This window comes from Variovorax sp. HW608 (genome assembly GCF_900090195.1).
Classification (GTDB): domain Bacteria; phylum Pseudomonadota; class Gammaproteobacteria; order Burkholderiales; family Burkholderiaceae_C; genus Variovorax.
The window spans coordinates 7,651,191-7,673,308 of sequence record NZ_LT607803.1 but is presented as its reverse complement, the minus strand read 5'-3'; the positions used below and the strand labels follow the sequence as shown (position 1 = coordinate 7,673,308).

20 protein-coding genes are annotated in these 22,118 nt (G+C 69.8%); 8 read left to right on the top strand and 12 right to left on the bottom strand.

All coding sequences use genetic code 11. The features are described 5' to 3' along the window. Positions 1 to 86: 86 nt before the first annotated feature. Both VAR608DRAFT_RS36305 and VAR608DRAFT_RS36300 read left to right on the top strand, forming a co-directional pair. Positions 87 to 4,427, top strand: a complete 4,341-nt coding sequence (locus tag VAR608DRAFT_RS36305; protein ID WP_088958470.1) for a DEAD/DEAH box helicase — start codon at positions 87 to 89, stop codon at positions 4,425 to 4,427. Positions 4,428 to 4,514: 87 nt separating this feature from the next. Further along, positions 4,515 to 5,525, top strand: coding sequence for an aldo/keto reductase (locus VAR608DRAFT_RS36300; protein ID WP_088958469.1), 1,011 nt, complete (start codon positions 4,515 to 4,517; stop codon positions 5,523 to 5,525). 4 nt (positions 5,526 to 5,529) lie between these two features. On the opposite strand, the gene VAR608DRAFT_RS36295 is transcribed toward VAR608DRAFT_RS36300, so the two are convergent. Then, positions 5,530 to 6,531: a bile acid:sodium symporter family protein gene (locus VAR608DRAFT_RS36295; protein WP_088958468.1), complete on the bottom strand. Its 1,002-nt coding sequence runs from the start codon at positions 6,529 to 6,531 to the stop codon at positions 5,530 to 5,532. 136 nt (positions 6,532 to 6,667) lie between these two features. Here VAR608DRAFT_RS36295 and VAR608DRAFT_RS36290 point away from each other — a divergent pair, with 136 nt between their 5' ends. Beyond that, positions 6,668 to 7,558: a LysR family transcriptional regulator gene (locus VAR608DRAFT_RS36290; RefSeq protein WP_088958467.1), complete on the top strand. Its 891-nt coding sequence runs from the start codon at positions 6,668 to 6,670 to the stop codon at positions 7,556 to 7,558. 6 nt (positions 7,559 to 7,564) lie between these two features. Here the strand turns inward: VAR608DRAFT_RS36290 and VAR608DRAFT_RS36285 are convergent, their stop codons facing one another. Next, the gene (locus VAR608DRAFT_RS36285; protein WP_088958466.1) at positions 7,565 to 8,635 is read right to left on the bottom strand and encodes a pirin family protein; all 1,071 of its coding nucleotides are present in this window, start codon (positions 8,633 to 8,635) and stop codon (positions 7,565 to 7,567) included. A gap of 159 nt (positions 8,636 to 8,794) precedes the next feature. Between VAR608DRAFT_RS36285 and VAR608DRAFT_RS36280 the strand changes: the two genes are divergently transcribed. After that, on the top strand, positions 8,795 to 9,133 hold the full coding sequence (locus tag VAR608DRAFT_RS36280) for a hypothetical protein (protein ID WP_157731201.1): 339 nt from the start codon (positions 8,795 to 8,797) through the stop codon (positions 9,131 to 9,133). A 9-nt stretch (positions 9,134 to 9,142) separates the two neighbouring features. Here the strand turns inward: VAR608DRAFT_RS36280 and VAR608DRAFT_RS36275 are convergent, their stop codons facing one another. Both VAR608DRAFT_RS36275 and VAR608DRAFT_RS36270 read right to left on the bottom strand, forming a co-directional pair. Then, positions 9,143 to 9,622 (bottom strand): FKBP-type peptidyl-prolyl cis-trans isomerase, encoded by a 480-nt coding sequence (locus VAR608DRAFT_RS36275; RefSeq protein ID WP_088959172.1) that lies wholly within the window; start codon positions 9,620 to 9,622, stop codon positions 9,143 to 9,145. Positions 9,623 to 9,675: 53 nt separating this feature from the next. Beyond that, positions 9,676 to 10,683: an SDR family oxidoreductase gene (locus VAR608DRAFT_RS36270; RefSeq protein ID WP_172844016.1), complete on the bottom strand. Its 1,008-nt coding sequence runs from the start codon at positions 10,681 to 10,683 to the stop codon at positions 9,676 to 9,678. Positions 10,684 to 10,879: 196 nt separating this feature from the next. Between VAR608DRAFT_RS36270 and VAR608DRAFT_RS36265 the strand changes: the two genes are divergently transcribed. Then, positions 10,880 to 12,175, top strand: coding sequence for an Nramp family divalent metal transporter (locus tag VAR608DRAFT_RS36265; protein ID WP_088958463.1), 1,296 nt, complete (start codon positions 10,880 to 10,882; stop codon positions 12,173 to 12,175). Positions 12,176 to 12,226: 51 nt separating this feature from the next. Then, positions 12,227 to 14,563 (top strand): ATP-dependent DNA helicase, encoded by a 2,337-nt coding sequence (locus tag VAR608DRAFT_RS36260; RefSeq protein WP_088958462.1) that lies wholly within the window; start codon positions 12,227 to 12,229, stop codon positions 14,561 to 14,563. Here VAR608DRAFT_RS36260 and VAR608DRAFT_RS36255 read toward each other — a convergent pair. After that, a complete protein-coding gene (locus tag VAR608DRAFT_RS36255; protein WP_231973079.1) occupies positions 14,504 to 15,274 on the bottom strand; it encodes a GDSL-type esterase/lipase family protein in 771 nt (256 codons plus the stop codon). The genes VAR608DRAFT_RS36260 and VAR608DRAFT_RS36255 overlap by 60 nt on opposite strands. Before the next feature lie 189 nt (positions 15,275 to 15,463). On the opposite strand from VAR608DRAFT_RS36255, the gene VAR608DRAFT_RS36250 reads away from it, so the two are divergent. Further along, the gene (locus VAR608DRAFT_RS36250) at positions 15,464 to 15,775 is read left to right on the top strand and encodes a plasmid stabilization protein (protein ID WP_088958461.1); all 312 of its coding nucleotides are present in this window, start codon (positions 15,464 to 15,466) and stop codon (positions 15,773 to 15,775) included. Positions 15,776 to 15,797: 22 nt separating this feature from the next. Here VAR608DRAFT_RS36250 and VAR608DRAFT_RS36245 read toward each other — a convergent pair whose 3' ends face one another. The 7 genes from VAR608DRAFT_RS36245 to infA all read right to left on the bottom strand — a co-directional run bounded on the left by VAR608DRAFT_RS36245 (position 15,798) and on the right by infA (position 20,680). Beyond that, positions 15,798 to 15,989, bottom strand: coding sequence for a hypothetical protein (locus VAR608DRAFT_RS36245; RefSeq protein WP_088958460.1), 192 nt, complete (start codon positions 15,987 to 15,989; stop codon positions 15,798 to 15,800). Between the two features lie 100 nt (positions 15,990 to 16,089). After that, on the bottom strand, positions 16,090 to 17,316 hold the full coding sequence (locus tag VAR608DRAFT_RS36240; RefSeq protein WP_088959170.1) for an RtcB family protein: 1,227 nt from the start codon (positions 17,314 to 17,316) through the stop codon (positions 16,090 to 16,092). A gap of 49 nt (positions 17,317 to 17,365) precedes the next feature. Continuing rightward, the gene (locus VAR608DRAFT_RS36235; RefSeq protein ID WP_088958459.1) at positions 17,366 to 18,277 is read right to left on the bottom strand and encodes a c-type cytochrome; all 912 of its coding nucleotides are present in this window, start codon (positions 18,275 to 18,277) and stop codon (positions 17,366 to 17,368) included. Between the two features lie 112 nt (positions 18,278 to 18,389). After that, complete coding sequence (locus VAR608DRAFT_RS36230) at positions 18,390 to 18,698, bottom strand: hypothetical protein (RefSeq protein ID WP_088958458.1); 309 nt, start codon at positions 18,696 to 18,698, stop codon at positions 18,390 to 18,392. Between the two features lie 97 nt (positions 18,699 to 18,795). Further along, a complete protein-coding gene (locus tag VAR608DRAFT_RS37530; RefSeq protein WP_172843947.1) occupies positions 18,796 to 18,966 on the bottom strand; it encodes a hypothetical protein in 171 nt (56 codons plus the stop codon). A gap of 36 nt (positions 18,967 to 19,002) precedes the next feature. Continuing rightward, positions 19,003 to 20,403 carry an ATP-dependent RNA helicase DbpA gene (gene dbpA / locus VAR608DRAFT_RS36225; RefSeq protein WP_088958457.1) on the bottom strand — a complete coding sequence of 467 codons (1,401 nt, stop codon included), beginning with the start codon at positions 20,401 to 20,403 and terminating at the stop codon, positions 19,003 to 19,005. A 7-nt stretch (positions 20,404 to 20,410) separates the two neighbouring features. Next, entirely contained in the window at positions 20,411 to 20,680 is a 270-nt protein-coding gene (gene infA, locus VAR608DRAFT_RS36220) for a translation initiation factor IF-1 (RefSeq protein ID WP_088958456.1), read from the bottom strand. 352 nt (positions 20,681 to 21,032) lie between these two features. On the opposite strand from infA, the gene VAR608DRAFT_RS36215 reads away from it, so the two are divergent. Beyond that, positions 21,033 to 22,115, top strand: coding sequence for a S1C family serine protease (locus VAR608DRAFT_RS36215; RefSeq protein WP_231973078.1), 1,083 nt, complete (start codon positions 21,033 to 21,035; stop codon positions 22,113 to 22,115). The last annotated feature ends 3 nt before the right edge of the window (positions 22,116 to 22,118 follow it).

Genomic DNA, 22,118 nt, shown 5'->3' with positions numbered 1-22,118 from the left:
CGCGTGCCGGCGTCAAACCGTAGCGAGATGTATCGGCGGCGCGCCCTGCCTTGACATCGCGGTGGCGGGCCTGATCTCATCGTTTCGTGCGCCACGACTTCCACCCCGCCGTCGCCAACTGGTTCAGCGCGACCTTCGCGGGCCCGACCGAGGCCCAGGCCGCCGCCTGGCCGGCGATCGCCGCCGGGCGGCACACGCTGGTCGCCGCGCCGACCGGTTCCGGCAAGACGCTGACCGCGTTTCTCGCCGCGCTGGATGGCCTCGTGCGGCAAGGGCTTGCATCCGGGGGCCTGGCCGACGAGACGACGGTGCTCTACGTGTCGCCGCTGAAGGCGCTCTCGAACGACATCGGCCTCAACCTCAAGGCGCCGCTCGCGGGCATCCGGCGCGAACTCGCGAAGCTGCATCTGCCCGAGGTCGAGATCCGCACCGCGGTGCGCACCGGCGACACGCCGAGCAAGGAGCGCCAACAGGCCCTGCGCCAGCCGCCGCACATCCTGGTGAGCACGCCGGAGTCGCTCTACGTGCTGCTCGGCTCGGCATCGGGCCGCAAGATGCTGTCGACGGTGCGCACCGTGATCGTCGACGAGATCCACGCCGTGGTGGCGAGCAAGCGCGGCAGCCATCTCGCGCTCTCGCTCGAACGCCTGCAGGCCAATTGCACGGGGCCGTTGACGCGCATCGGCGTTTCGGCCACCCAGAAGCCGATCGACGAGATCGCGCGCTTCCTCGTCGGCGCGGCTGCGGTGAAGGACGGCGTCGCCGATTGCGAGATCGTCGACATCGGCTATGCCAAGGAGCGCGACCTGGCGCTCGAACTGCCGCCGACGCCGCTCGCGGCCGTGATGTCGACCGAACAGTGGGAGCAGGTCTACGCGCGCGTCGCCGAGCTGGTGCGCGAGCACCGCACCACGCTGGTCTTCGTCAACACGCGCCGCATGGCCGAGCGCGCGGCGCGGCACCTGGGCGAGATCCTCGGCAAGGAGGTGGTGGCCGCGCACCACGGCAGCCTGGCGAAGGAGGCGCGGCTCGATGCCGAGCAGCGGCTCAAGCGCGGCGATCTCAAGGTGCTGGTCGCCACCGCATCGCTGGAGCTGGGCCTGGACATCGGCGATGTCGATCTGGTGTGCCAGCTCGGCTCGCCGCGCTCGATCGCGACCTTCCTGCAGCGCGCCGGACGATCGGGCCACGCGGTCGGCGGCGTGCCGAAGGCCCGGCTCTTCCCGCAGTCGTGCGATGAGCTGGTCGAGTGCGCGGCGCTGCTCGACTGCGTGCGGCGCGGCGAGCTCGATGCGCTGCACATGCTGCCGGCGCCGCTCGACGTGCTCGCGCAGCAGATCGTCGCCGAGACCGCGGGCCGCGAATGGAACGAGGACGAGCTCTTCGCCCTCGTGCGGCGCGCATGGCCCTACGCGCAGCTCACGCGCGAGCGCTACGCGGCCGTGGTGCGCATGCTGGCCGACGGCTTCACTACCCGGCAGGGACAACGCGCGAGCTACGTGCATCGCGATGCGGTCCACCACCGCCTGCGCGAGCGCCGCGGCGCGCGCCTCACCGCGCTGACCTCCGGCGGCACCATCCCCGAGACCGGCGACTACACCGTGGTGCTGGAGCCGCAGGCGCAGAAGATCGGCACCATCAACGAGGACTTCGCGATCGAGAGCCTCGCGGGCGACATCTTCCAGCTCGGCAACGCGAGCTATCGCATCCTGCGCATCGAGCCCGGCCGCGTGCGGGTGGAGGACGCGCTCGGGGCGCCGCCGAACATCCCCTTCTGGCTCGGCGAGGCGCCGGGCCGCAGCGACGAGCTGTCATTCGGCGTGTCGCGCCTGCGCGGCGAAGTGGCGGACATGCTGCGCGCGAAGGGCATCGATGCCACGCTCGATTGGCTGGTACGCACGCTCGGCATGGATGCCGCCGCCGCGCGGCAGATCGCCGACCATCTTGCGCGTGCCGCGCATGTGCTCGGCGCACTGCCGACGCAGCAGCGCATCGTGATGGAGCGCTTCTTCGACGAATCCGGCGGCATGCAGCTCGTGATCCACTCGCCCCACGGCAGCCGGCTCAACCGTGCATGGGGGCTGGCGCTGCGCAAGCGCTTCTGCCGCAAGTTCAACTTCGAGCTGCAGGCCGCGGCGACCGAGGACGCGATCGTGCTCTCGCTGTCGACGAGCCACAGCTTTCCGCTCGAGGAGGTCGGGCGCTACCTGCATTCCGCCACCGCGCTCGACGTGCTGATCCAGGCGCTGCTCGATGCGCCGCTCTTCAATGTGCGCTGGCGCTGGAACGCGACCACCTCGCTCGCGCTGCCGCGCTTCGTCGGCGGCCGCAAGGTGGCGCCGCAGTTGCAGCGCATGCGCTCGGAGGACCTGCTCGCCTCGGTGTTCCCCGACCAGGTGGCGTGCGCGGAGAACCTCAGCGGCGCACGCGAGATCCCCGACCACCCGCTGGTCGCGCAGACGCTGCAGGACTGCCTCTACGACGCGATGGATGCCGAAGGCTGGTTGCGGCTGCTGCGTCGCCTGGAATCGGGCGAGGTACAGATCGTCGCGCGTGACCTGCCCGCGCCCTCGCCGCTCGCGGCCGAAGCGCTCAATGCGCGGCCCTACGCCTTCCTCGACGATGCGCCGCTCGAGGAGCGCCGCACGCAGGCGGTGCAGAGCCGCCGCTATGTCGATCCGGAAAGCGCCGACGACCTCGGGCGCCTCGATCAGGAGGCGATCGACAGCGTGCGCGAAGAGGCATGGCCCCGGGTGCGCGGCGTCGACGAGATGCACGAGGCGCTGAACGGGCTCGGCGTCGTCACCGACGCGGAAGCATTGGCGAATGCGGACTGGCTGGCGTGGCTCGGCGCGCTTGCGCGATCGGGGCGTGCAACGCGCCTCTCGATGCTCGCCGGCGGCGGCCTGTGGGTGGTGGCCGAGCGCCTCGCGCAGATCGCGATGCTGTACCCCGAGGCTTCGATGCAGCCTCCTGTCGAAACGCCGGCCGAGTACGCGCAGGTGGCGGGCGGCTCGGACGATGCGCTGCGCGAACTGCTGCGCTCGCGGCTGACCGGCCTGGGGCCGATGACCGCACCCGGACTCGCGGCGCGGCTCCAGCTTCCGCAGGCGCGCATCGATGCGGCGCTTTCGGCACTGCAGGGCGAAGGCTACGTGCTGCAAGGCCGCTTCTCGCCCGGCGCCGAAACGATCGAGTGGTGCGAGCGCCATCTGCTGGCCCGCATCCACCGCTACACGCTCAAGCGCCTGCGGCGCGAGATCGAGCCCGTGGAGCCGCGCGACTTCGCGCGCTTCCTGTTCGAATGGCAGCACATCGCGTCGGAGAGCCGGGTCAGCGGCCCCGATGCGCTCGCCGGCATCCTGGCGCAGCTCGAAGGCTACGAAGCCCCGGCCGCAAGCTGGGAGCCCGAGCTGCTGCCCGCACGGGTGAAGGACTACGCGCCGGCCTGGCTCGACGACCTGTGCACGGCGGGCCGCACGCTGTGGACGCGCCTGCGTCCGCCTGCGCTCGATGGCAGGCCCGGCGGTGGCGGCGCGTCGCTGCGTTCCACGCCGGTCCTGCTGCTGCCGCGCCGCAGCGCATCGCTGTGGACCGGCCTCGCGCCCGCGCCGGTGGACGATGCGGCGCTCGGCTCGCGCGCGCAGCGCGTCGCGGCCTTCCTGAAAGAGCACGGCGCCTCCTTCTTCGACGAGATGCTCCACGGCACGCGGCTGCTCGGCACCGAGCTCGAAGATGCGCTCAGCGAACTGGTCGTGCGCGGCCGCGCGCACTGCGACAGCTTCGCCGGCCTGCGCGCCCTGCTGATCCCGCCGTCCAAGCGCGCCTCGACGCACGGGCGCCGACGCCGCCGCACTTCGCTCTTCGGCATCGAGGACGCCGGCCGCTGGTCGCTGGTGCGCCAGCGGGCGTCCGCGGCGGATGGCATCGGCAACGACGCGGTCGAGCAGGTCGCGCGCATCCTGCTCAGGCGCTACGGCGTCGTGTGCTGGCGCGTGCTGGAGCGCGAGGCGACCTGGCTTCCGCCTTGGCGCGATCTCGTTCGTGCCTATCGGCGCCTCGAGGCGCGCGGCGAAATCCGCGGCGGCCGTTTCATCGCCGGCGTGGCCGGCGAGCAGTTCGCGCTGCCCGAGGCCATCGGCCTGATGCGCGAGGTGCGGCGCCGGCCGATGGACGGCCATCTGATCTGCCTCGCGGCCACCGATCCCGCGAACCTGCTCGGCACCGTCGTGCCCGGGCCGAAGGTCGCGCGCGTGCCGGGTTCGCGCGTGGTGTTCCGCGATGGCGTGCCGCTCGCGACCAGCGCGGCTGGCACCGTCGAGATGCTGGTGCCGCTGACGCCTGCCGAGACACAGGCGGTCGCGCGTGCGCTGACGTCGGAGCCGTCCATGCGCTTCGCCGAGCTGGCCGCGCAGGCCACGGACTGACCCGCTGCGGGCGATGGGCGCGTGTCCGGCACGAATACGCGCCGCTGTCTATGATCGCCGTCTGCCCAGCGAACGGAGCCTCTTTTCATGAGCATTCCCACCACCCGCCTCGGCCGCACCGGCCTCACCGTGTCGCGACTTGCACTCGGCACCATGACCTTCGGCCTGCAGACCGACGAGGCCGTGTCGCACCGGATCCTCGACCACGCGACCGGCGCCGGCATCAACTTCCTCGACACGGCGGATGTGTATCCGCTCGGCGGCACCTGGGAGACCGCCGGCCGCACCGAGGAGATCATCGGCCGCTGGCTGCGCGCCAAGGGCGCGAGCCGGCGCAGCGAATTCATCATCGCGACCAAGGCCGCGAACAAGGTCGGGCCCAGCAGCTGGGACCAGGGCAATTCGCGCAAGCACCTGCTCGATGCGATCGACGCGTCGCTCAAGCGGCTGCAGACGGACCACGTCGATCTCTACCAGCTGCACCACGACGACCGCGAGACGCCGCTCGACGAGAGCCTCGAGGCGCTCGACGTGATCGTGCGTTCGGGCCGCGCGCGCTACATCGGCGTGTCGAACTTCCTCGCCTACCGGCTCGCGCGTGCCATCGGCCGCGCCGAGCTGCACAAGCTCACGCGGCTGGTGTCGGTGCAGCCGCGCTACAGCCTGCTGTTCCGCGAGATCGAGCGCGAGCTGCTGCCGCTCGCAGCCGAGGAAGGGCTGGGCGTGATCCCCTACAACCCGCTGGCCGGCGGGCTGCTCACGGGCAAGTACAAGGCGGGCGCGAAGCCGGAGGACAACACGCGCTTCACGCTCGGCACTGCCGGCTCGATGTACCAGGACCGCTACTGGAACGAGCGCTCCTTCGCCACGGTCGCGCAGCTGCACCAGCTCGCGGACGAAGCGGGCGTGCCGCTCGCGACGCTGGCGGTGGCCTGGGTGATGGCGAACCCGCTCGTCAGCGCGCCGCTGCTCGGCGCGAGCCGGCCGGAGCAGCTCGATGCGACGATCGCGGCCGCCGACTACAAGCTCGATCCGGCGCTCAAGCAGAAGCTGGATGACTTGACCGCCGAATACCGCAAGGGCGACGCCCCCCGCTGATCGATCAGGCCGGCGTCCTGGCGGGCCCCGCCTCGACCGGCTCGGCAGGCCGGCGCGCATAGCGCTGCGCCAGCACCGCGCAGACCATGAGCTGCATCTGGTGGAACAGCATCAGCGGCAGCACGATCGCGCCGACCGCGTGCGAGGCGAACAGCACCTTCGCCATCGGGATGCCGCTCGCGAGGCTCTTCTTCGAGCCGCAGAAGACGATGGTGATCTGGTCGGCCTTGTCGAAGCCGAGCGCGCGGCCGGCCCAGGCGGTGATGGCCAGCGCCAGCCCGAGCAGCACCCCGCACACCACGATGAGGCCGATGAGCGCCGACAGCGGCACCTGCTTCCACAGCCCCTCGATCACCGCCGCGCTGAAGGCGGTGTAGACCACCAGCAGGATCGAGCCGCGATCGACCAGCGTGACCCTCGAGCCGCGCTTCCTGATCCAGCCGCCGATCCACGGCCTGAGCAGGTGGCCGGCGACGAAGGGCACCATCAGTTGCAGCAGGATGCGGCCCACCGCGTCGAGCGATGCGCCGGCGGCGCCGTGCTGCACGACGATCAGGTTCACGAGGATGGGCGTGACGAAGACCCCGAGCATCGTCGATGCCGAAGCGCTGCACACCGCGGCGGGAATGTTGCCGCGCGCCATCGAGGTGAAGGCGATCGCCGACTGCACCGTGGCCGGCAGCACGCAGAGGAAGAGCACGCCGGTGTAGAGCTCGGGCGTGACCAGCGGCGTCAGCACCGGCTTGAGCGCGAGCCCGAGCAGCGGGAACATCACGAAGGTGGCCGCGAACACCAGCACATGCAGCCGCCAGTGCGTGATGCCGCCGAGGATCGCCTCGCGCGAGAGCTTCGCGCCGTGGAGGAAGAACAGCAGGCCGATCGCGAACGTGGTGAGGCGCTCGAAGAAATGCGCGGCGCCGCCGCTCGCAGGCCAGAGGCTGGCGAGCGCGACGACGACCACCAGCGCGATCGTGAAGTTGTCCGGGAGGTAGCGTGAACGGGCCATGGGTCGCGATTGAACTCTTTTCGGATTCAAAAGAGAAATGGATTTATCTGATAGATCTATGATTCGGCTGCATGAGCCCCCGCCCGGCCGTTCCGAAGGGGGCTCGCACCGCAGTGCGAAGCACGGAGGTTTCCCAATGAACGTCACGCTCCGGCAGCTTCGCGTGTTCCAGGCCGTGGCCGAGGAGCGCAACTTCAGCCGCGCCGGTGACCGCGTCGGCCTCACGCAGCCGGCGGTCAGCCGTGCGATCGTCGAGCTCGAATCGCAGCTCGGCCTGAAGCTGCTCGACCGCACGACGCGTGAAGTGGTGCTGACCGAGGCAGGCCAGTCGCTCGCGCTGCGCCTGGACCGGGTGCTCGACGAGCTCGACCAGACGCTGGCCGAAGTGCACGGCATGGCCGGCGCGCGGCGCGGCAAGGTGCGGGTCGCGAGCAGCCCGACCTTGTCGGCCAACCTCATGCCCGGCTGCATCGCCGAGTGCGCGCGGCGCGACCCGGAGATCGAGCTGGTGCTGCTCGACCGCATCCAGCAGGACGTGCTCGACAGCGTGCGCGCCGGCGAGGTCGATTTCGGCGTGGTGGTCGAGCCGCCGGCCGCGGACGACCTGCATTGCGAGGCCATCCTGGGCGACCCCTTCTGCCTGGTCATGGCGCCCGGCCACCGGCTGGCGCAAAAGGCCTCGGTGCGCTGGCCGATGCTCGACGGCGAGCCGCTGGTGCTGCTCGACCACGCCTCGGGCAGCCGGCGGCTGATCGACGATGCGCTGGCGAGGCATGGCGCGCGCTGCGAGGTGCGCCAGCAGGTCGGCCACCCCACCACCGCCTTCCGGATGGTCGAGCAGGGCATCGGCATCAGCGTGATGCCGGCGATGGCGATGCCGCCGAGCGGCCTGCCGGCGCTGGTCGTGCGGCCGCTGCTGCCGAAGATCCAGCGCGCGATCATGCTGGTGCACCGCCGCAACCGCGCGCCCTCGCCGCTCGCGCAGCGCGTGTGGGCGCTGATCCGCGAACTGGCGGGGCGGCGCTGAATCGCCTCAGGCGGTGGTCGTCGCCGCGCGGTCCTGCGGCTTTTCTTGCCTGCCGTCCGGATGCCTGGCGAAGCGGGCCGGGTCGCGGCCGTGCACCGGCGCCTCGTCCTGCCACGGCCAGCCGCCGAACTGGGTGCGGCGGTAGTCGGCCATCGCCTGCGCGATCTCGGCCGGCGTGTTCATCACGAAGGGGCCGTACTGCGCCACCGGCTCGCCGATCGGGCGGCCCTGCAAAAGCAGGAATTCGCTCGCCTCGTCGCCGTTCTGCAGCTCGACCGCGACATTGGCGTTGAGCTCGATCGCAGCGCGCGCGTCCACTCCCTGGCCGCCGAGGGTCACCGACCGGCCCTTGAAGAAGTAGAGCGTCCGGCGCGTGCCTTCGCCGCTCGCGGCGGGAAGGGTCCAGCGTGCGCCGGGCGCCATGCAGAGCGTCCAGATCGCGACGTCGGCATCGGCCTGCGCGGCCCATGAATCCGGCGGCGGCGCGAGCGGACCGCCGGCACCGGGTGCGCCCTCGACGGGGCCGATCTTGCCCGCGATGCAGGCGACCTCGGTCTGGCGGCCCTCGGTGTCGGTGGCGGTGAAGCGCGGGACGTCCTCGGCCCAGAACATCGTGAAATGCGGCTTTGCCATCTTGCTGCGCGCGGGCAGGTTGAGCCAGATCTGGAACAGCTCCAGCGGGTTCGGCGCCCCCGCATCGAGCAGCGGGAACATCTCCGAATGCACGATCCCCTTGCCGGCGGTGAGCCACTGCACGTCGCCGCCGCCGAAGCGCGCGGCGGCGCCGAGCGAGTCCGAATGGTCGATCAGGCCGCGGCGCACGATCGTCACCGTCTCGAAGCCCCGGTGCGGATGGCCCGGAAAGCCCGGCACGGTGGTGCCGTGGTACATGCTCCAGCCGTCCTTGCGGCTGAAGTCCTGGCCGATGTCGCGGCCGGCGAGCGGCGCGTCCGGGCCCATCTGGGCGTTGCCGCGCGGGTAGGCGTCGTCGTGATAGGCGCAGAAAAGGAAGGGGTCGATCGTTTCCCACGGGAATCCGAGGGCCTTGATCTGGACGATGGGGCTGGCGGTGGTCATTGCGCTGACTTCCTGACTGATAAGGGGTGCCCCGTCCGGTCCGACGGGGGCGATGCGAAGGATATGGGGGCGTCGCGCCGCTGCGAAAGTGCCACCAGCGGGACGCTCTGGTCTCGCGGGCGCAACGCCGTGTCGGAGCGCGCCTACGCGGACGCGCGGATGTCGGCCTACGAGACCTCCTTCTGTCCCTTCCCAGAATCGCCGCCAGGCAACGACAACCGCCCAGGGAAGAACATGGACGTTTCATTGGATGAAGAGCTGACCGCGCTCGAGGCCTGCAGCACCACCGCGACGCGGGCGCGCGAGCTGGCCCAGAACCGGATCGTGTCGGCTTTCCGCTCGCAGCTGGAAGGCGCCGGCCCCGGCCCCTCCGACGCGCAGGTACAGAGCTTCGCGCGGCTCGCGTTGGTCGAAAGAGCGCTTCAGAAGGAACTGCGCTCTGTGGCCGAACTCATCGGGGTGGACCGGCTTTCCGCCGCGCCCGAGACCATTCAATGAACGGAGCGGTCAGTGATGGTGCCCGTGCTCGCCGTGCACGTGGCGGTGGGCGATTTCCTCTTGTGTCGCGGTGCGCACGCCGGTCACGGTCATGCTGAACCTGAGCGCCTTGCCGGCGAGCGGATGATTGGCGTCGAGGATCACCTGCGGGCCCTTGATCTTCACCACATTGAAGATCTGGGGCTCGCCCTGGTCGTTGCGGCCCTCGAGCTGGCCGCCGACCTTCACGCCGGGCGGGAAGTCGCTCTTCGCGATCGTGCGCACCAGTGATTCGTCGCGCGCGCCGAAGGCATCTTCGGGCTGCAGGCTGAGCGTGGCTTGGAAGCCGACTTCCTGGCCGTCCAGCGCCGCCTCGATCTTCGGGAACGTGTTCTCGTAGCCGCCATGCAGATAGACCATGGGGTTGCGGCCCTCGTCGATCAGCTTCTGGGTGGTGGCGTCGGATACCTTGTAACGCAGGGTGACGACGGAATCTTTCTGGATCTTCATGGTGGGCTTGGATGGCTGCTGCTTGTAGACGGCAGGCAGCATAAAGGATGCTGCTACACCGCGCCCACGCTTCCCGTCACCGGCAGCACGATGCCGGTGATGTAGCCCGCGCAGCAGGGTGCGGCGAGGAACACGTAGGCCGGCGACAGCTCCTCGGGCTGCGCCGGCCTTTTCATGTCGGTGTGCCTGCCGAAGTCCTTCACCTGGTGGCCCGGGCGGTCGGCCGGATTCAGCGGCGTCCACACCGGTCCCGGCGCCACCGCGTTGACGCGGATGCCCTTGCCCAGCAGGTTGCTCGCCAGCGATTTCGTGAAGGCGTGGATCGCGCCCTTGGTCATCGCGTAGTCGAGCAGCTCCTCGCTTCCCTCCAGCCCCGTCACGGAGCCGGTGTTGATGATCGAACCGCCCTCGGGCAGATGCGGCACCGCCGCGCGCGCCATCTGGAAGTAGCCGAACACGTTGGTGCGCAGCGTGAGGTCGAGCCGCTCGTCGGTGATGTCCTCGATCGACGCCGCGTGGAGCTGGAACGCCGCGTTGTTCACCAGGATGTGCAACTTGCCGTAGGCCTCGATCGTTTCCTTCACCGCGCGGTCGCAGAAGGCCGGGTCGCGCACGTCGCCGGGAATCAGCACGCAATGCCGCCCTTCGGCCTCGACGCAGCGCTTGGTTTCTTCGGCATCGACCTGCTCCTCCTTCAGGTACACGATGGCGACGTCCGCGCCTTCGCGCGCATACAGCGTCGCCACCGCGCGGCCGATGCCCGAATCGCCGCCGGTGATCAGCGCCACCATGCCATTGAGCTTGCCGCTGCCGACGTAGCCCGAGGCCTGGAAGCGCGGCCGCAAGTCCATCTCGGCCTCGATCCCGGGTTTCCTGAGATGCTGCGCGGGCATCGGGTTCTCGGGCTCCGGGCGGTGGCCGGCCTGCACGGGCTTGCCCGGATCGCCCTTCGAGGGCGAGGCGCGATCCTTGGCGTCCTGCTCACGCTGCACCTTGCGGTGCTGCGCACCCACGTCCTCGGCGGCCGGCGTGGTCCGGGACTGGGACTTGTCTTCGGTCATCTGCATGTCGCGGCTCCTGCGGTGTAATCCGCAATGAACCCCACCGTAGGCGGCAGCGCGCACCGCGCCTGTCATCCAATGCCGCATGCCGCAAGCAGACTCGACGAAGTCCCACAGGATGCTAGGACTGCGCCGATGCGCCCGCAGGGTTCGCCAAGCCAGAGTGAAATCCGCCCCCCTCATTGCCGGAGCCCCCATGAGCACCCCCTCGACCCCAGCGACCGCCGACTTCCGCGCCGACGACGAGCGCTGGTGGTCCAAGCTCGGGCCGGGGCTGATCACCGGCGCCGCCGATGACGATCCGAGCGGCATCGCGACCTACTCGCAGGCCGGTGCGCAGTTCGGCTACGCGCTCGGCTGGACCGTGGTGCTGACCTTTCCGCTGATGGTGGGCATCCAGCTCGCGAGCGCGCGCATCGGGCGGGTCACCGGGCGCAACCTCACCGAAACCTTCACGCGCTTCTGCCCCAACTGGATCGTCGCGGGCCTCGTCGTGCTGCTGCTGGTCGCGAACATCATCAACCTCGCGGCCGACCTCAATGCGATGGGCCATGCGGCCGCACTGGTGCTGCCGGCCCTTCCGGCCTGGTATGCGGCCGGCTTCGGCGTCGTCTCGCTGCTGCTGCAGGTGTTCGTGCCGTACGACCAGTACGTGCGCGTTCTCAAGTGGCTCACGCTGTCGCTGCTGGCCTACGTCGGCGTGGTGCTCGCCGTCGATGTCGACTGGGCGGCCGCGGCACGGGGCATCTACGCGCCTCAGATCCAGTGGAGCCAGGAGTTCGTCACCACCGTGGTCGCCGTCCTCGGCACCACCATCAGCCCCTATCTCTTCTTCTGGCAGGCCTCGCAGGAGGTGGAGGAGATCCGCCGCGTTCCCGAAGACAAGCCCCTGCGCCGCGCGCCCGAGCAGGTTCGGCGGCAGTTGCGTCGCCTGCGCGTGGACACCGTGGCCGGGATGGGTTTTTCGAACCTCATCGCCTTCTTCATCATCACGGCCACCGCCGCGACCCTGCATGCGCACGGGCAGACCCGGATCGAGACCACCGCGCAGGCCGCCGCCGCGCTGCGGCCGATCGCGGGCGACGCAGCCTTCGTGCTCTTCGCGCTGGGCGTCGTCGGCACCGGCATGCTCGCGCTGCCGGTGCTCGCCGGGTCCGCCGCCGATGCGGTCGCGAGCTACTTCCGCGTGCGCCGGGGGCTGAATCTCACGCTCTCGCAGGGCCTCAGCTTCTACGGCATCCTCGCGGCCGCGATGGCGCTCGGGATCGCGGGGAGCCTCTCGGGGCTCGATCCGATCGCCGCGCTCGTGGGCGCGGCGGTGATCAACGCGGTGATCTCGGTGCCGGTGATGGTCGCGGTGATGATCGCCGCCTCCAGCCCGAGGGTGATGGTCGGCATCGTGCTCTCGCGCAAATGGAAGGTGCTCGGCTGGCTCGCCACCGCAGCCATGGCGGCCGCCTCGCTCGCCTTGCTGGTGACTTCGATCATCTAGGGTCGGCAGGCCAACGGGGAGTGGGCTCGCGCTGTATATTCATCCAGCGCGATGCTCCCCTCCTGCCCCGATCCCTCCACTGCCGGACTCACCGTCTCGGTGAAGACGCTCTGCGCCTTCGCCGCGAAAGCGGGCGACCTCGACCTGCGCTTCGTGCCGGTGCCGAGCGCGCAGGAAGGCCAGGGCGGGCATCGCCTGGTGCAGAACCGCCGGGGTCCCGCTTATGAAAGCGAGGTCATCCTTTCAGGGCAGTTCGAGCGCTTGACCGTGCGCGGCCGTGCCGACGGCTACGACCCGCAGCGCCGGCGCGTCGAGGAGATCAAGACCTTCCGGGGCGAGTTCGCCGCCATCAAGTCCAACCACCGCGCGCTGCATTGGGCGCAGGCCAGGACCTACGCCTGGATGCTGTGCGAACGCGATGACCTCCAGCGCCTGGGCGTCGCGCTGGTCTATCTCGATCTGGACACCGAGGAAGAAACGGTGCTCGAAGAGACCTGCACGCGCGATGAGCTGCGCGCGCACTTCGAGGCCCTGTGCGGCCGCTTCCTCGCCTGGGCCGCGCAGGAGGCAGCGCACCGCGCGGGCATCGACGAGGCGCTGGCGGCGCTCGCCTTCCCGCACGGCGAATTCCGGCCCGGGCAGCGCGACCTCGCCGAAGCGGTGTACCGCGCCGCCGCCTCGGACCGCTGCCTGCTGGCGCAGGCGCCGACCGGCATCGGCAAGACGGTGGCGACGCTCTTTCCACTGCTCAAGGCCAGGCCCACGCAGAAGCTCGACAAGCTCTTCTTCCTCACTGCCAAGACCTCGGGCCGTGCGGTGGCGCTCGACGCGCTGCGCACGCTCGACCGCGAACGTGCACCGTTGCGCGTGCTCGAACTCGCCGCCCGCGAGAAGGCCTGCGAGCATCCCGGCCGCGCCTGCAACGGCGAAGCCTGCCCGCTGGCGCGCGGCTTCTACGACCGCCTGCCGGCCGCGCGCGGCGAGGCGGTGCAATCCGGCTGGCTCGACCGCGCCGAACTGCGGCGCATCGCGCTGCAGCACGCGGTCTGCCCCTACTACCTGGCGCAGGAACTGGTCCGCTGGAGCGACGTGGTCGTCGGCGACTACAACTACTACTTCGACGGCAGCGCCTTCCTCTACGCGCTGACGAGGGAGGAAGACTGGCGCGTCGCCCTGCTCGTGGACGAGGCGCACAACCTGCTCGACCGTGCGCGCGGGATGTATTCGGCCGAACTCGCCTCGGCTGCGATCGATGGCGTGACGCAGAAGGCGCCGGCGCCGATCCGCAAGGCGCTCTCCAACCTCGACCGCGAGTGGCGACTGCTGCAGCGCGAGCAGGTCGCGGCCTACGAGGCGCGCGACGAGATTCCCGAGCCCTTCGCACGTGCCCTGCTGGATGCGGTCGCGGTGATGGCCGAGCATTTCACCGCCCATCCCGACGAGCCGCTCGGCCCGCTCCAGCAGTGCTTCTTCGACGTGCTGCGCTTCGCGCGCCTCACCGACTCCTTCGCGCGGCATTCGGTCTTCGAATGCACGCTCGGCGCGGACGGCGAGCGGCTGCTCGTCATCCGCAACCTGGTTCCGGCGCCCTTCCTCACGGGCCGCTTCGGCGCCTGCGCGTCGGCCACCTGCTTCTCGGGCACGCTCGCGCCCTTCTCGTTCTACCGCGACACGCTCGGCCTGCCCGACGACACGGCGACGCTCGACGTCGATTCGCCCTTTCGCAGCGAGCAGCTCACGGTGCGCGTCGCCATGGACGTGTCGACGCGCTTTCGCGACCGGCCGCGCTCGCTCTCGACGCTGGTGGACATCATCGCGGACCAGTTCGCGCAGCGACCGGGCAACTACCTCGCCTTCTTCAGCAGCTTCGACTACCTCGCGGACGCAGCGGCCGCCTTCGCCGACCGCCATCCCGACGTGCCGACCTGGGCCCAGTCGCGCGGCATGCGCGAGGCCGACCGGGATGCCTTTCTCGCGCGCTTCGTGCCGGGCGGCCAGGGCATCGGCTTCGCGGTGCTCGGCGGCGCCTTCGGCGAAGGCATCGACCTGCCGGGCGACCGCCTGGTGGGCGCTTTTGTCGCCAGCCTCGGCCTGCCGCAGCACAACGAACCCAACGAGGTCATGCGCGAGCGCATGGAGCTGCTCTTCGGCGACGGCTACGAATACACCTACGTCTACCCCGGGCTGCAGAAGGTGGTGCAGGCGGCCGGCCGCGTCATCCGCACCGAGACCGATGCCGGCGTGCTCTACCTGCTCGACGACCGCTTCGCCCGGCAGGAGATCCGCGAGCTGCTGCCGGCGTGGTGGCGCGTGCAGCCGATGTTCGCCTCAGAAATCGGCGCCACGCCGCGCGGCGGTGCGCCCGATCTTGCGCAGCTTGGCCGATAGCTGCACCTGCGTTTCGAGCTCGCGCTGCCACAGCTCGTAGCCCGCGTCGCTGGGGTGCAGGCCGTCCTTCGCGTTCATGAGGCGGGGATGGCGGGCGAAGGGGTCGTCCTCGCGCTCCTGGTAGAGCGAGACGCAGAGTGCGCCATTGGCCTGCGCGACTTCCGAGACGATCGCATGCAGCCGGCGCGAGCGGTAGGCGATCCACCAGTTCCACGGCGGCAGGAACGGCCGCGCATTGCCGAGGTTGCCCGGCGGCATGAACACCACCAGCCCGGCGCGCACGCGGGCGCGTTGCGCGATCCGCTCCACGGTGTGGCGCAGGTCGGCGAGGCCCGTCATGCGGATCACGTCGTTGGCGCCGCCGAGGATCAGCACCGCGTCGAAAGGCTCGTCGCCATCGAGCTGCGACAGGAAGTCCCCGAAGCGCGCGTCGGGCCGCGCGCGGTTGACCACGGTGAGCGAAGGATTCGCTCGTGCGAGCAGGCCCGGCAGGCTCGATTCCGGATCGCTCGCCCCGGCGCCGCTGGCGGCGCTGTCGCCGATCACCAGCAGGCGCGAGCCCTCGGCCTGCGCGAGTCGGTCGTAGGAATGGCCCCGGCCGGCCAGCTTCGCCGAGCCCGCGAGCCGGAGGGCCGCATAGCCCGCCGTTCCCGCGGCCAGCCCGGCCAGCACCGACAACCCTGTCAAAGCGGCAATGTGTGCGCGTTTCACGCTCGCTCCTTTGTTTTTCGTCTCCAAGCGTAACGGTAGCCGGATCGCGCCGACCTAGGAACCGGCCGAACGGCCAGCCTTGTCGTGGTCATGCAAGCGCTTGCTGACGTACGCCGGCCCGAACTTCCTACCCACCTCGCGCGCACCGGGCCGACCATGGGGCACCTCATCCACGGAAGGAGACGCACCATGCCAAGAGGTGACAAATCTTCGTACAGCGACAAGCAGAAGCGCCAGGCCGAGCACATCGAAAAGGGCTACGAGCACCGCGGCGTCGCCAAGGGCGAGGCCGAGCGCCGTGCCTGGGCGACGGTGAACGCGGAAACCGGCGGCGGCAAGAAGAGCGGCTCCGGCCGCGGCAAGGCCGAGAACCATGCGCCGGCCCACAAGGGCGGCCGTCTGGGCGGCGCCGCCTCCGCATCGCGCAGCGCCGCCGAGCGCTCGGCCTCCGCGAAGAAGGCCGCCGCCACGCGCAAGCGCAACGCCGAGCACCGAGGCTGAGCGGCGGCGCTCCCGCTCCTGCTCAGGCGGAGTCGGCGCTCGCGTCCCAGCGCTTGACGACTTCGCCGAGCTGGAGCTCGATGCGGAACAGCCGTTCATTGAGGATGGCCGTCTGAAGCCGCAGCGCCTCGATGATCGCGGCGGTCTGCGGATCGGCGGCGTTGGTCGACAGCTGCTGCAGTTCGTGGAGCTTGTTGCGCAGTTCGTTGCTCATGGGGGACTCCGTGGGGCAATGGCGTTGATCCTATGGCCGAAGAGGGACGGTGCCAACCCGTACGTGCCGCTCGGATCGTGGTGGCGAAAGTCCCTGGACCTCACCCCTTCACACACACCACCTGCTTCAGCGTGTGAACGACCTCCACGAGGTCCTTCTGCGCTGCCATCACCGCATCGATGTCCTTGTAGGCCATCGGAATCTCGTCGATCACGTTCTCGTCCTTGCGGCACTCCACGCCCTCGGTCGCCTTGATCTGATCCGCCACCGAGAAGCGCTTCCTTGCCTGCGTCCGGCTCATCACGCGGCCAGCGCCGTGGCTGCAACTCTCGAAGCTTTCCGGGTTTCCCAGTCCGCGAACGATATAGCTGTGCGCGCCCATGCTGCCGGGGATGATGCCGAGTTCGCCGCGCCTGGCGCTCACCGCGCCCTTGCGCGTCACGAACACGTCCTCGCCGAAGTGGCGCTCGCGCTGCACATAGTTGTGGTGGCAGTTCACCGCCTCGACGTGCGATTCGAAAGGCTTGCCGATCACCTTGCGGACGGTCGCGATCAGATTGGTCATCATCACCTCGCGGTTGCGCGCGGCGAACTTCTGCGCCCAGCTCACGCCGCGCACGTAGTCGCCGAAGTACTGCGCGCCTTCCTCGAAGTAGGCGAGGTCGCGGTCCGGCAGGTTGCGCTGGTTGCGTTCGGCATCCTTCTTCGCGAGCTCGATGAAGTGCGTGCCGATCGCATTGCCGACGCCACGCGAACCGGAGTGCAGCATGAACCAGACGGCGCCGCCCTCGTCGAGGCAGACCTCGATGAAGTGGTTGCCGGTGCCCAGCGTGCCCAGGTGCTTGCGGTTGTTGGTGTTCTTCAGACGCGGGTGAAGTTCGCACAGCGCGTCGAATTCATCCGCGAGCGTGGCCCAGACCTGGTCCACGGAGCCGGGCGGGTTCTCCCAGCTTCCCTGGTCGCGGCCCTTGCGGGGCGGCGTCGATCCGTGCGGCACCGCGCGTTCGATCGCCGAGCGCAGCGGGTGGAGGTTGTCGGGCAGATCGTTCGCGTGCAGCGTGGTCTTGCAGGCCATCATGCCGCAGCCGATGTCCACGCCCACCGCGGCCGGGATGATGGCTTTCAGCGTCGGGATCACCGACCCCACGGTGGCGCCGATGCCCAGGTGCACGTCGGGCATCGCCGCAATGTGCTTGAACACGACCGGCAGGCGTGCCGCGTTGGCGAGTTGCTGCCTGGCCGCGGGTTCCACCGGAACGCCGCGCGTCCACATCTTGATGGGGACGCCGCCTTCCGATTGCTCGATGTCGTAGTTTTGTTGCTTCATGATGATCACTTGCCCGGCAACGGACGCGATCGTCGTCTGAGCCCCTGAGTCAGCCGTGCGGCATCGGCTGCAAGGTCTTCAGGTAGAGGAACAGCGCCCGCACGTCGGTGTCGCTCATCTCGCGCAGCGAGCCGAAGGGCATCACCTTCACCGCCGTGCCGTCCGGCCGGTTGCCGCTCTTGAAGAGGCGCGCGAGGGCATCCGCGTCCGGGTAGCGCGTCATCGCGGAGCCTTCGGCGGGCGTGAGGTTCGCCGCGGGCGGCCAGTCGGGCGGGCCGCCGGCGATCTTTCCGCCATTGAGCTTCGCGCCATGGCAGCCGAAGCACATGTTGGCGACATAGGCGCCGTGCGTGCTGGTCACGCCAACTGGCACCGGTTGCTGGGGCGGGCGCGTGTGGTCGATCTTCGCGGCCGCGTCGCGGATCATGCCGAAGCCGTACAGCACCCGCACCGGCAGCGGCAGGTCGAGCACCGGCCCGCCGCCGGACGCCGGCTCGATGTGGCGCAGGTAGGCGACGAGCGAGGCGAGGTCGTCGTCGGTCAAGCGGTTGTAGTCCTCGCTCGGCATGACCATCAGGGGACGCCCCTTCGGATCGACGCCGTGGCGGATCGCGCGCTCCCAGTCGGCCGGCGTGAAGCCGGCGACGACGCTGCCCGGGCCGGGGCTGATGTTCGGTCCCGCGATGCGCAGGCCCTTGCCGTCGTCGACGAACGTCGCGCCGCCCGCCTTGGCGCCGTGGCAGTCGGCGCAGCCGCGCGATGCGAACAGGTAGCGTCCGCGCTCGAGGGCCGATGCGTCGTCGCGGAAGGGCACGCCTTTGACCGCCACGTCGACCTTGCGCTGCATCCGGATGCGTCCGATCTGATCGCCGGCGAAGATCGCGACCGCTGCCAATGCGATCAGCAGGGCGAGTGCGACGCCGATGCGCCGGAGCCAGCGCCTGCCGTGTGTCGAGCTCATGGGGCAGCCTCCTTCGCCTGTCGGGCGCCGCGGCGCACTTCGAAGACCGGATGGCCGGGGCGGAGATCGGGAAACGGATGATCTCGTGAATTTCGGCGCCCGGTCAATACGTTCAGTCGAGCGGCGGGCTGCGCCAGTTCAGCAGCTCGGCGAGGCGCCGCGTGATCCACTGCGCCTCGGCGGGCGAAAGGCCGGAGCCGGATGCGGCGAGGCCCGCATGGATCTTGGCGAGGATCTCTTCCTCGGACGGGACTTCGACGTGATGCAGCGTCAGCGCCTGCTGCACCAGATGGTTCGCCAGGTCCTCGCAGACCTCGTAGCGCTCGCGCACCAGCGCGATCGGTTCCGCGAGGCGCTGCCGCCGGTCGGTGTAGAGCGCGAAGAACGAAGGCGGGATGTCGATCTGGTAGTCGTCGGACATGTGCTGCGGGAGCTCCAATGAAAAACGCGCCCGAAAGGCGCGTTCTGCGATGTTCAGCGAGCGGCGGCGCACACGCGCGCCGGGCCCGGTGAAGCGATCAGCCGCCCTTCTTGGCGCGCTTGCCGGGGTTCTTCTTGCTGCGGGTCGCGGTGCCGCGCTCGAGGCTCACCTTCTGGCCGCCACCCATCTTGGGCAGGCTGTAGCCGGGCATCGGAACGGGCTTGGGGGACGCCTTGCGGTCGGCTTCGGTGCGGATTTTGTTGGACATGGAAAGCTCTGGTTGGTGAAAAAGCGAAAAGCGTAATTAGGCCACATCGTCGAGCAGCCGCACCTTGACGGTCTTGCCCTTGACGCGGCCGGCGGAGAGCCTGCGCACGGCCTCGCGCGCGATGCGCCGGTCGACCGCCACGTAGGTGGAGAAATCGTTGACGTTGATCTTGCCGACCTGCTCGCGGGTGAAGCCGGCCTCGCCGGTGAGCGCGCCCAGCACGTCGCCGGCGCGGATCTTCTCCTTGCGCCCGCCAGCGATCTGCAGCGTGGCCATCGGCGGCTGCAGCGCCGCGGCGTCGGCGCCACCGCTGAGCTCGGCCAGCGGGTGCCACTCGGATTCGCGGCCCTGCAACTGCTCGATCTTTCCGACGCTGCCCATCTCGTCCATGCTCGCGAGGCTGAGCGCCAGCCCTTCCGCCTCGCCACGGCCGGTGCGGCCGATGCGGTGGATGTGGACCTCGGGGTCGGGCGTGACGTCGACGTTGATCACCGCTTCGAGCTGCGCGATGTCCAGGCCCCGCGCCGCGACGTCGGTGGCGACCAGCACCGAGCAGCTCCGGTTGGCGAACTGCACGAGCACCTGGTCGCGCTCGCGCTGGTCGAGTTCGCCGAACAGCGCCAATGCGCTGAAGCCCTGCGCCTGGAGCACCTGCACCAGATCGCGGCACTGCTGCTTGGTGTTGCAGAAGGCCAGTGTGCTGAGCGGGCGGAAATGGCCCAGCAGCAGGCTCACCGCGTGCAGGCGCTGGTCGTCCTGCACCTCGTACCAGCGCTGGCGGATCTTGCCGGCCGCGTGCTGCGACTGCACCGCGATCTGCTGCGGGTTCTTCATGAACTGCGCGGCGAGCCGTTCGATGCCTTCGGGGTAGGTGGCCGAGAACAGCAGCGTCTGGCGCTCTGCCGGGCATTGCCGCGCGACCTTGGCGATGTCGTCGAAGAAGCCCATGTCCAGCATGCGATCGGCTTCGTCGAGCACCAGGGTGTTGAGCGCTTCGAGATCGAGGCTGCCGCGCTCGAGGTGGTCCATGATGCGGCCCGGCGTGCCGACCACGATGTGCGCGCCGTGCTCCAGGCTGGCCAGCTGCCCGCGCATCGCGACACCGCCGCAGAGCGTGACCACCTTGATGTTTTCCGCGGCGCGCGCAAGCCGGCGGATTTCGGTCGTGACCTGGTCGGCGAGTTCGCGCGTCGGGCACAGCACCAGGGCCTGCACCGCGAAGCGGCGCGGATTGAGATTGGCCAGGAGCGCCAGCCCGAAGGCGGCCGTCTTGCCGCTGCCGGTCTTGGCCTGCGCGATGAGGTCCTTGCCGAGCAGCGCCGCCGGCAGACTGGCCGCCTGGATCGGCGTCATCTGCGCATAGCCGAGCTGCGCCAGGTTCGCCAGCGTTTGCGGCGAAAGCGGGAGCTGCCCGAAATCGGCGGCCGGACCGGTCACTGCGCGATCAGCGGCGGGTGTTGTTGTTGCCGCCCGTGACTGGCGGAGGGCCACGGCGTTCCAGGTGACGGAACGTGATGCGGCCCTTCGTCAGGTCGTAGGGCGAGAGCTCGAGCGAGACCTTGTCGCCGGCCAGGATGCGGATGTGGTGCTTGCGCATCTTGCCGCCGCTGTAGGCGATCAGTTGATGGCCGTTGTCGAGGGTCACGCGGTAGCGGGAATCGGGCAGCACTTCGGTGACTGCACCGTTCATTTCGATCAGTTCTTCCTTTGGCATGAATTACCTTTGAATGGTTGTCGTGATTTGGATAGAAAAAACGGTCGGCCGGTTCAAGCGCGGCCCGGCCGGGGCCGTGCGCCCACCGAAGCCCCCACCGAAGCGGTCAGAGCGCCGTTCGCTTCAGCAAGCTACGAAGGCAGTGAGCGGGTTTCGAGCCGGATCTGGACCCTGCCGGCGATCTGACGAAATGCTTCGTCCGGGTATCGAAACGAACCCGCCATTCTACTCGACTGGCACAACTGTTGCTTTTCGGCGCGCCGGCCCAAGCCTCGACAGGCGGGGCGAGCGGGCTTGCGGGCCATGCGCCAGCGGCGCACCATGGGGGACCATCGTTCCCGGGAGCGCGGTCATGCACACGCAAGGATCAGGCATTCGATCTTCGCTGGCATCGAGCCTTGCCCGGCATCGCGTTCGGTGGCTCGGCGCCCTTCTTGCCTGTGCCGCCGCGTTGATCGGCCTTGCCGCAGTCGCCGGGACGCCGGCCGAGACCGCGGCGATGAACGCGCAGGTGCGCGCGCTCAAGCGGGCCGGCGATGCGGTCGTCGCGCTCGACGTCACCGCGACCGAAGGGGCGACCTCCGCCGAGAGCCTCGGCCAGCGGCGTTCGGGCTCGGGCGTGGTGATCGGACCGGACGGGCTGATCCTCACCATCGGCTACCTGCTGCTCGAAGCCGAGACCATCGAGGTCATCACCCAGGACGATCGCGTCCTCCCGGCGCGCCAGGTCGCCTACGACCTCGCGACCGGCTTCGGCCTCGTGCGCCCGCTGGTGCCGCTGCGGGGCATCGAGCCGGTGCCGATGGCCGGGATCGCGAGCATGAAGGACGGCGAGCCGCTCCTGGTCGCCACCGGCAGCAGCCGGGGCACCGAGGTCGGCTTCACCCGCCTCATCGCGACGCGACCGTTCTCCGGCTACTGGGAATACCACATCGAAAGCGCGATCTTCACCAGCCCGCCGGTGGCCAACCACAGCGGTGCGTCGCTCTTCAACAGCCGCGGCGAGCTGCTCGGCATCGGCAGCCTGTTCGTGCTGGAGGCCGCGGGTCCGGAGCGCACGCTGCCGGGCAACATGTTCGTGCCGGTCGATCTGCTGCGGCCGGTGCTGGCGGAACTGCAGGCCAACGGGCGCACGCGCGCCAGCATCCGGCCGTGGCTCGGCGTCTCGTCGTCCGAGCGCGGCGGGCATGTGCAGATCGTGCGCGTCGACCGCGCCGGGCCGGCGCTCGAAGCCGGCCTGCGCCCCGGTGACGTGGTGCTCGAGATCGACGGCATCGAGGTCAGCACCCTCGAGGCCTTCTACAAGCAGCTCTGGAAGCGTCCGGTCGCCGAAGGCGACGTCGAGCTCACGGTGCAGCAGGGCTCGGAGGTGCGCAAGATCAAGGTGCACTCGATCGATCGGATGCAAACCCTGCGCAAGCCCGAAGGCATTTGAAGC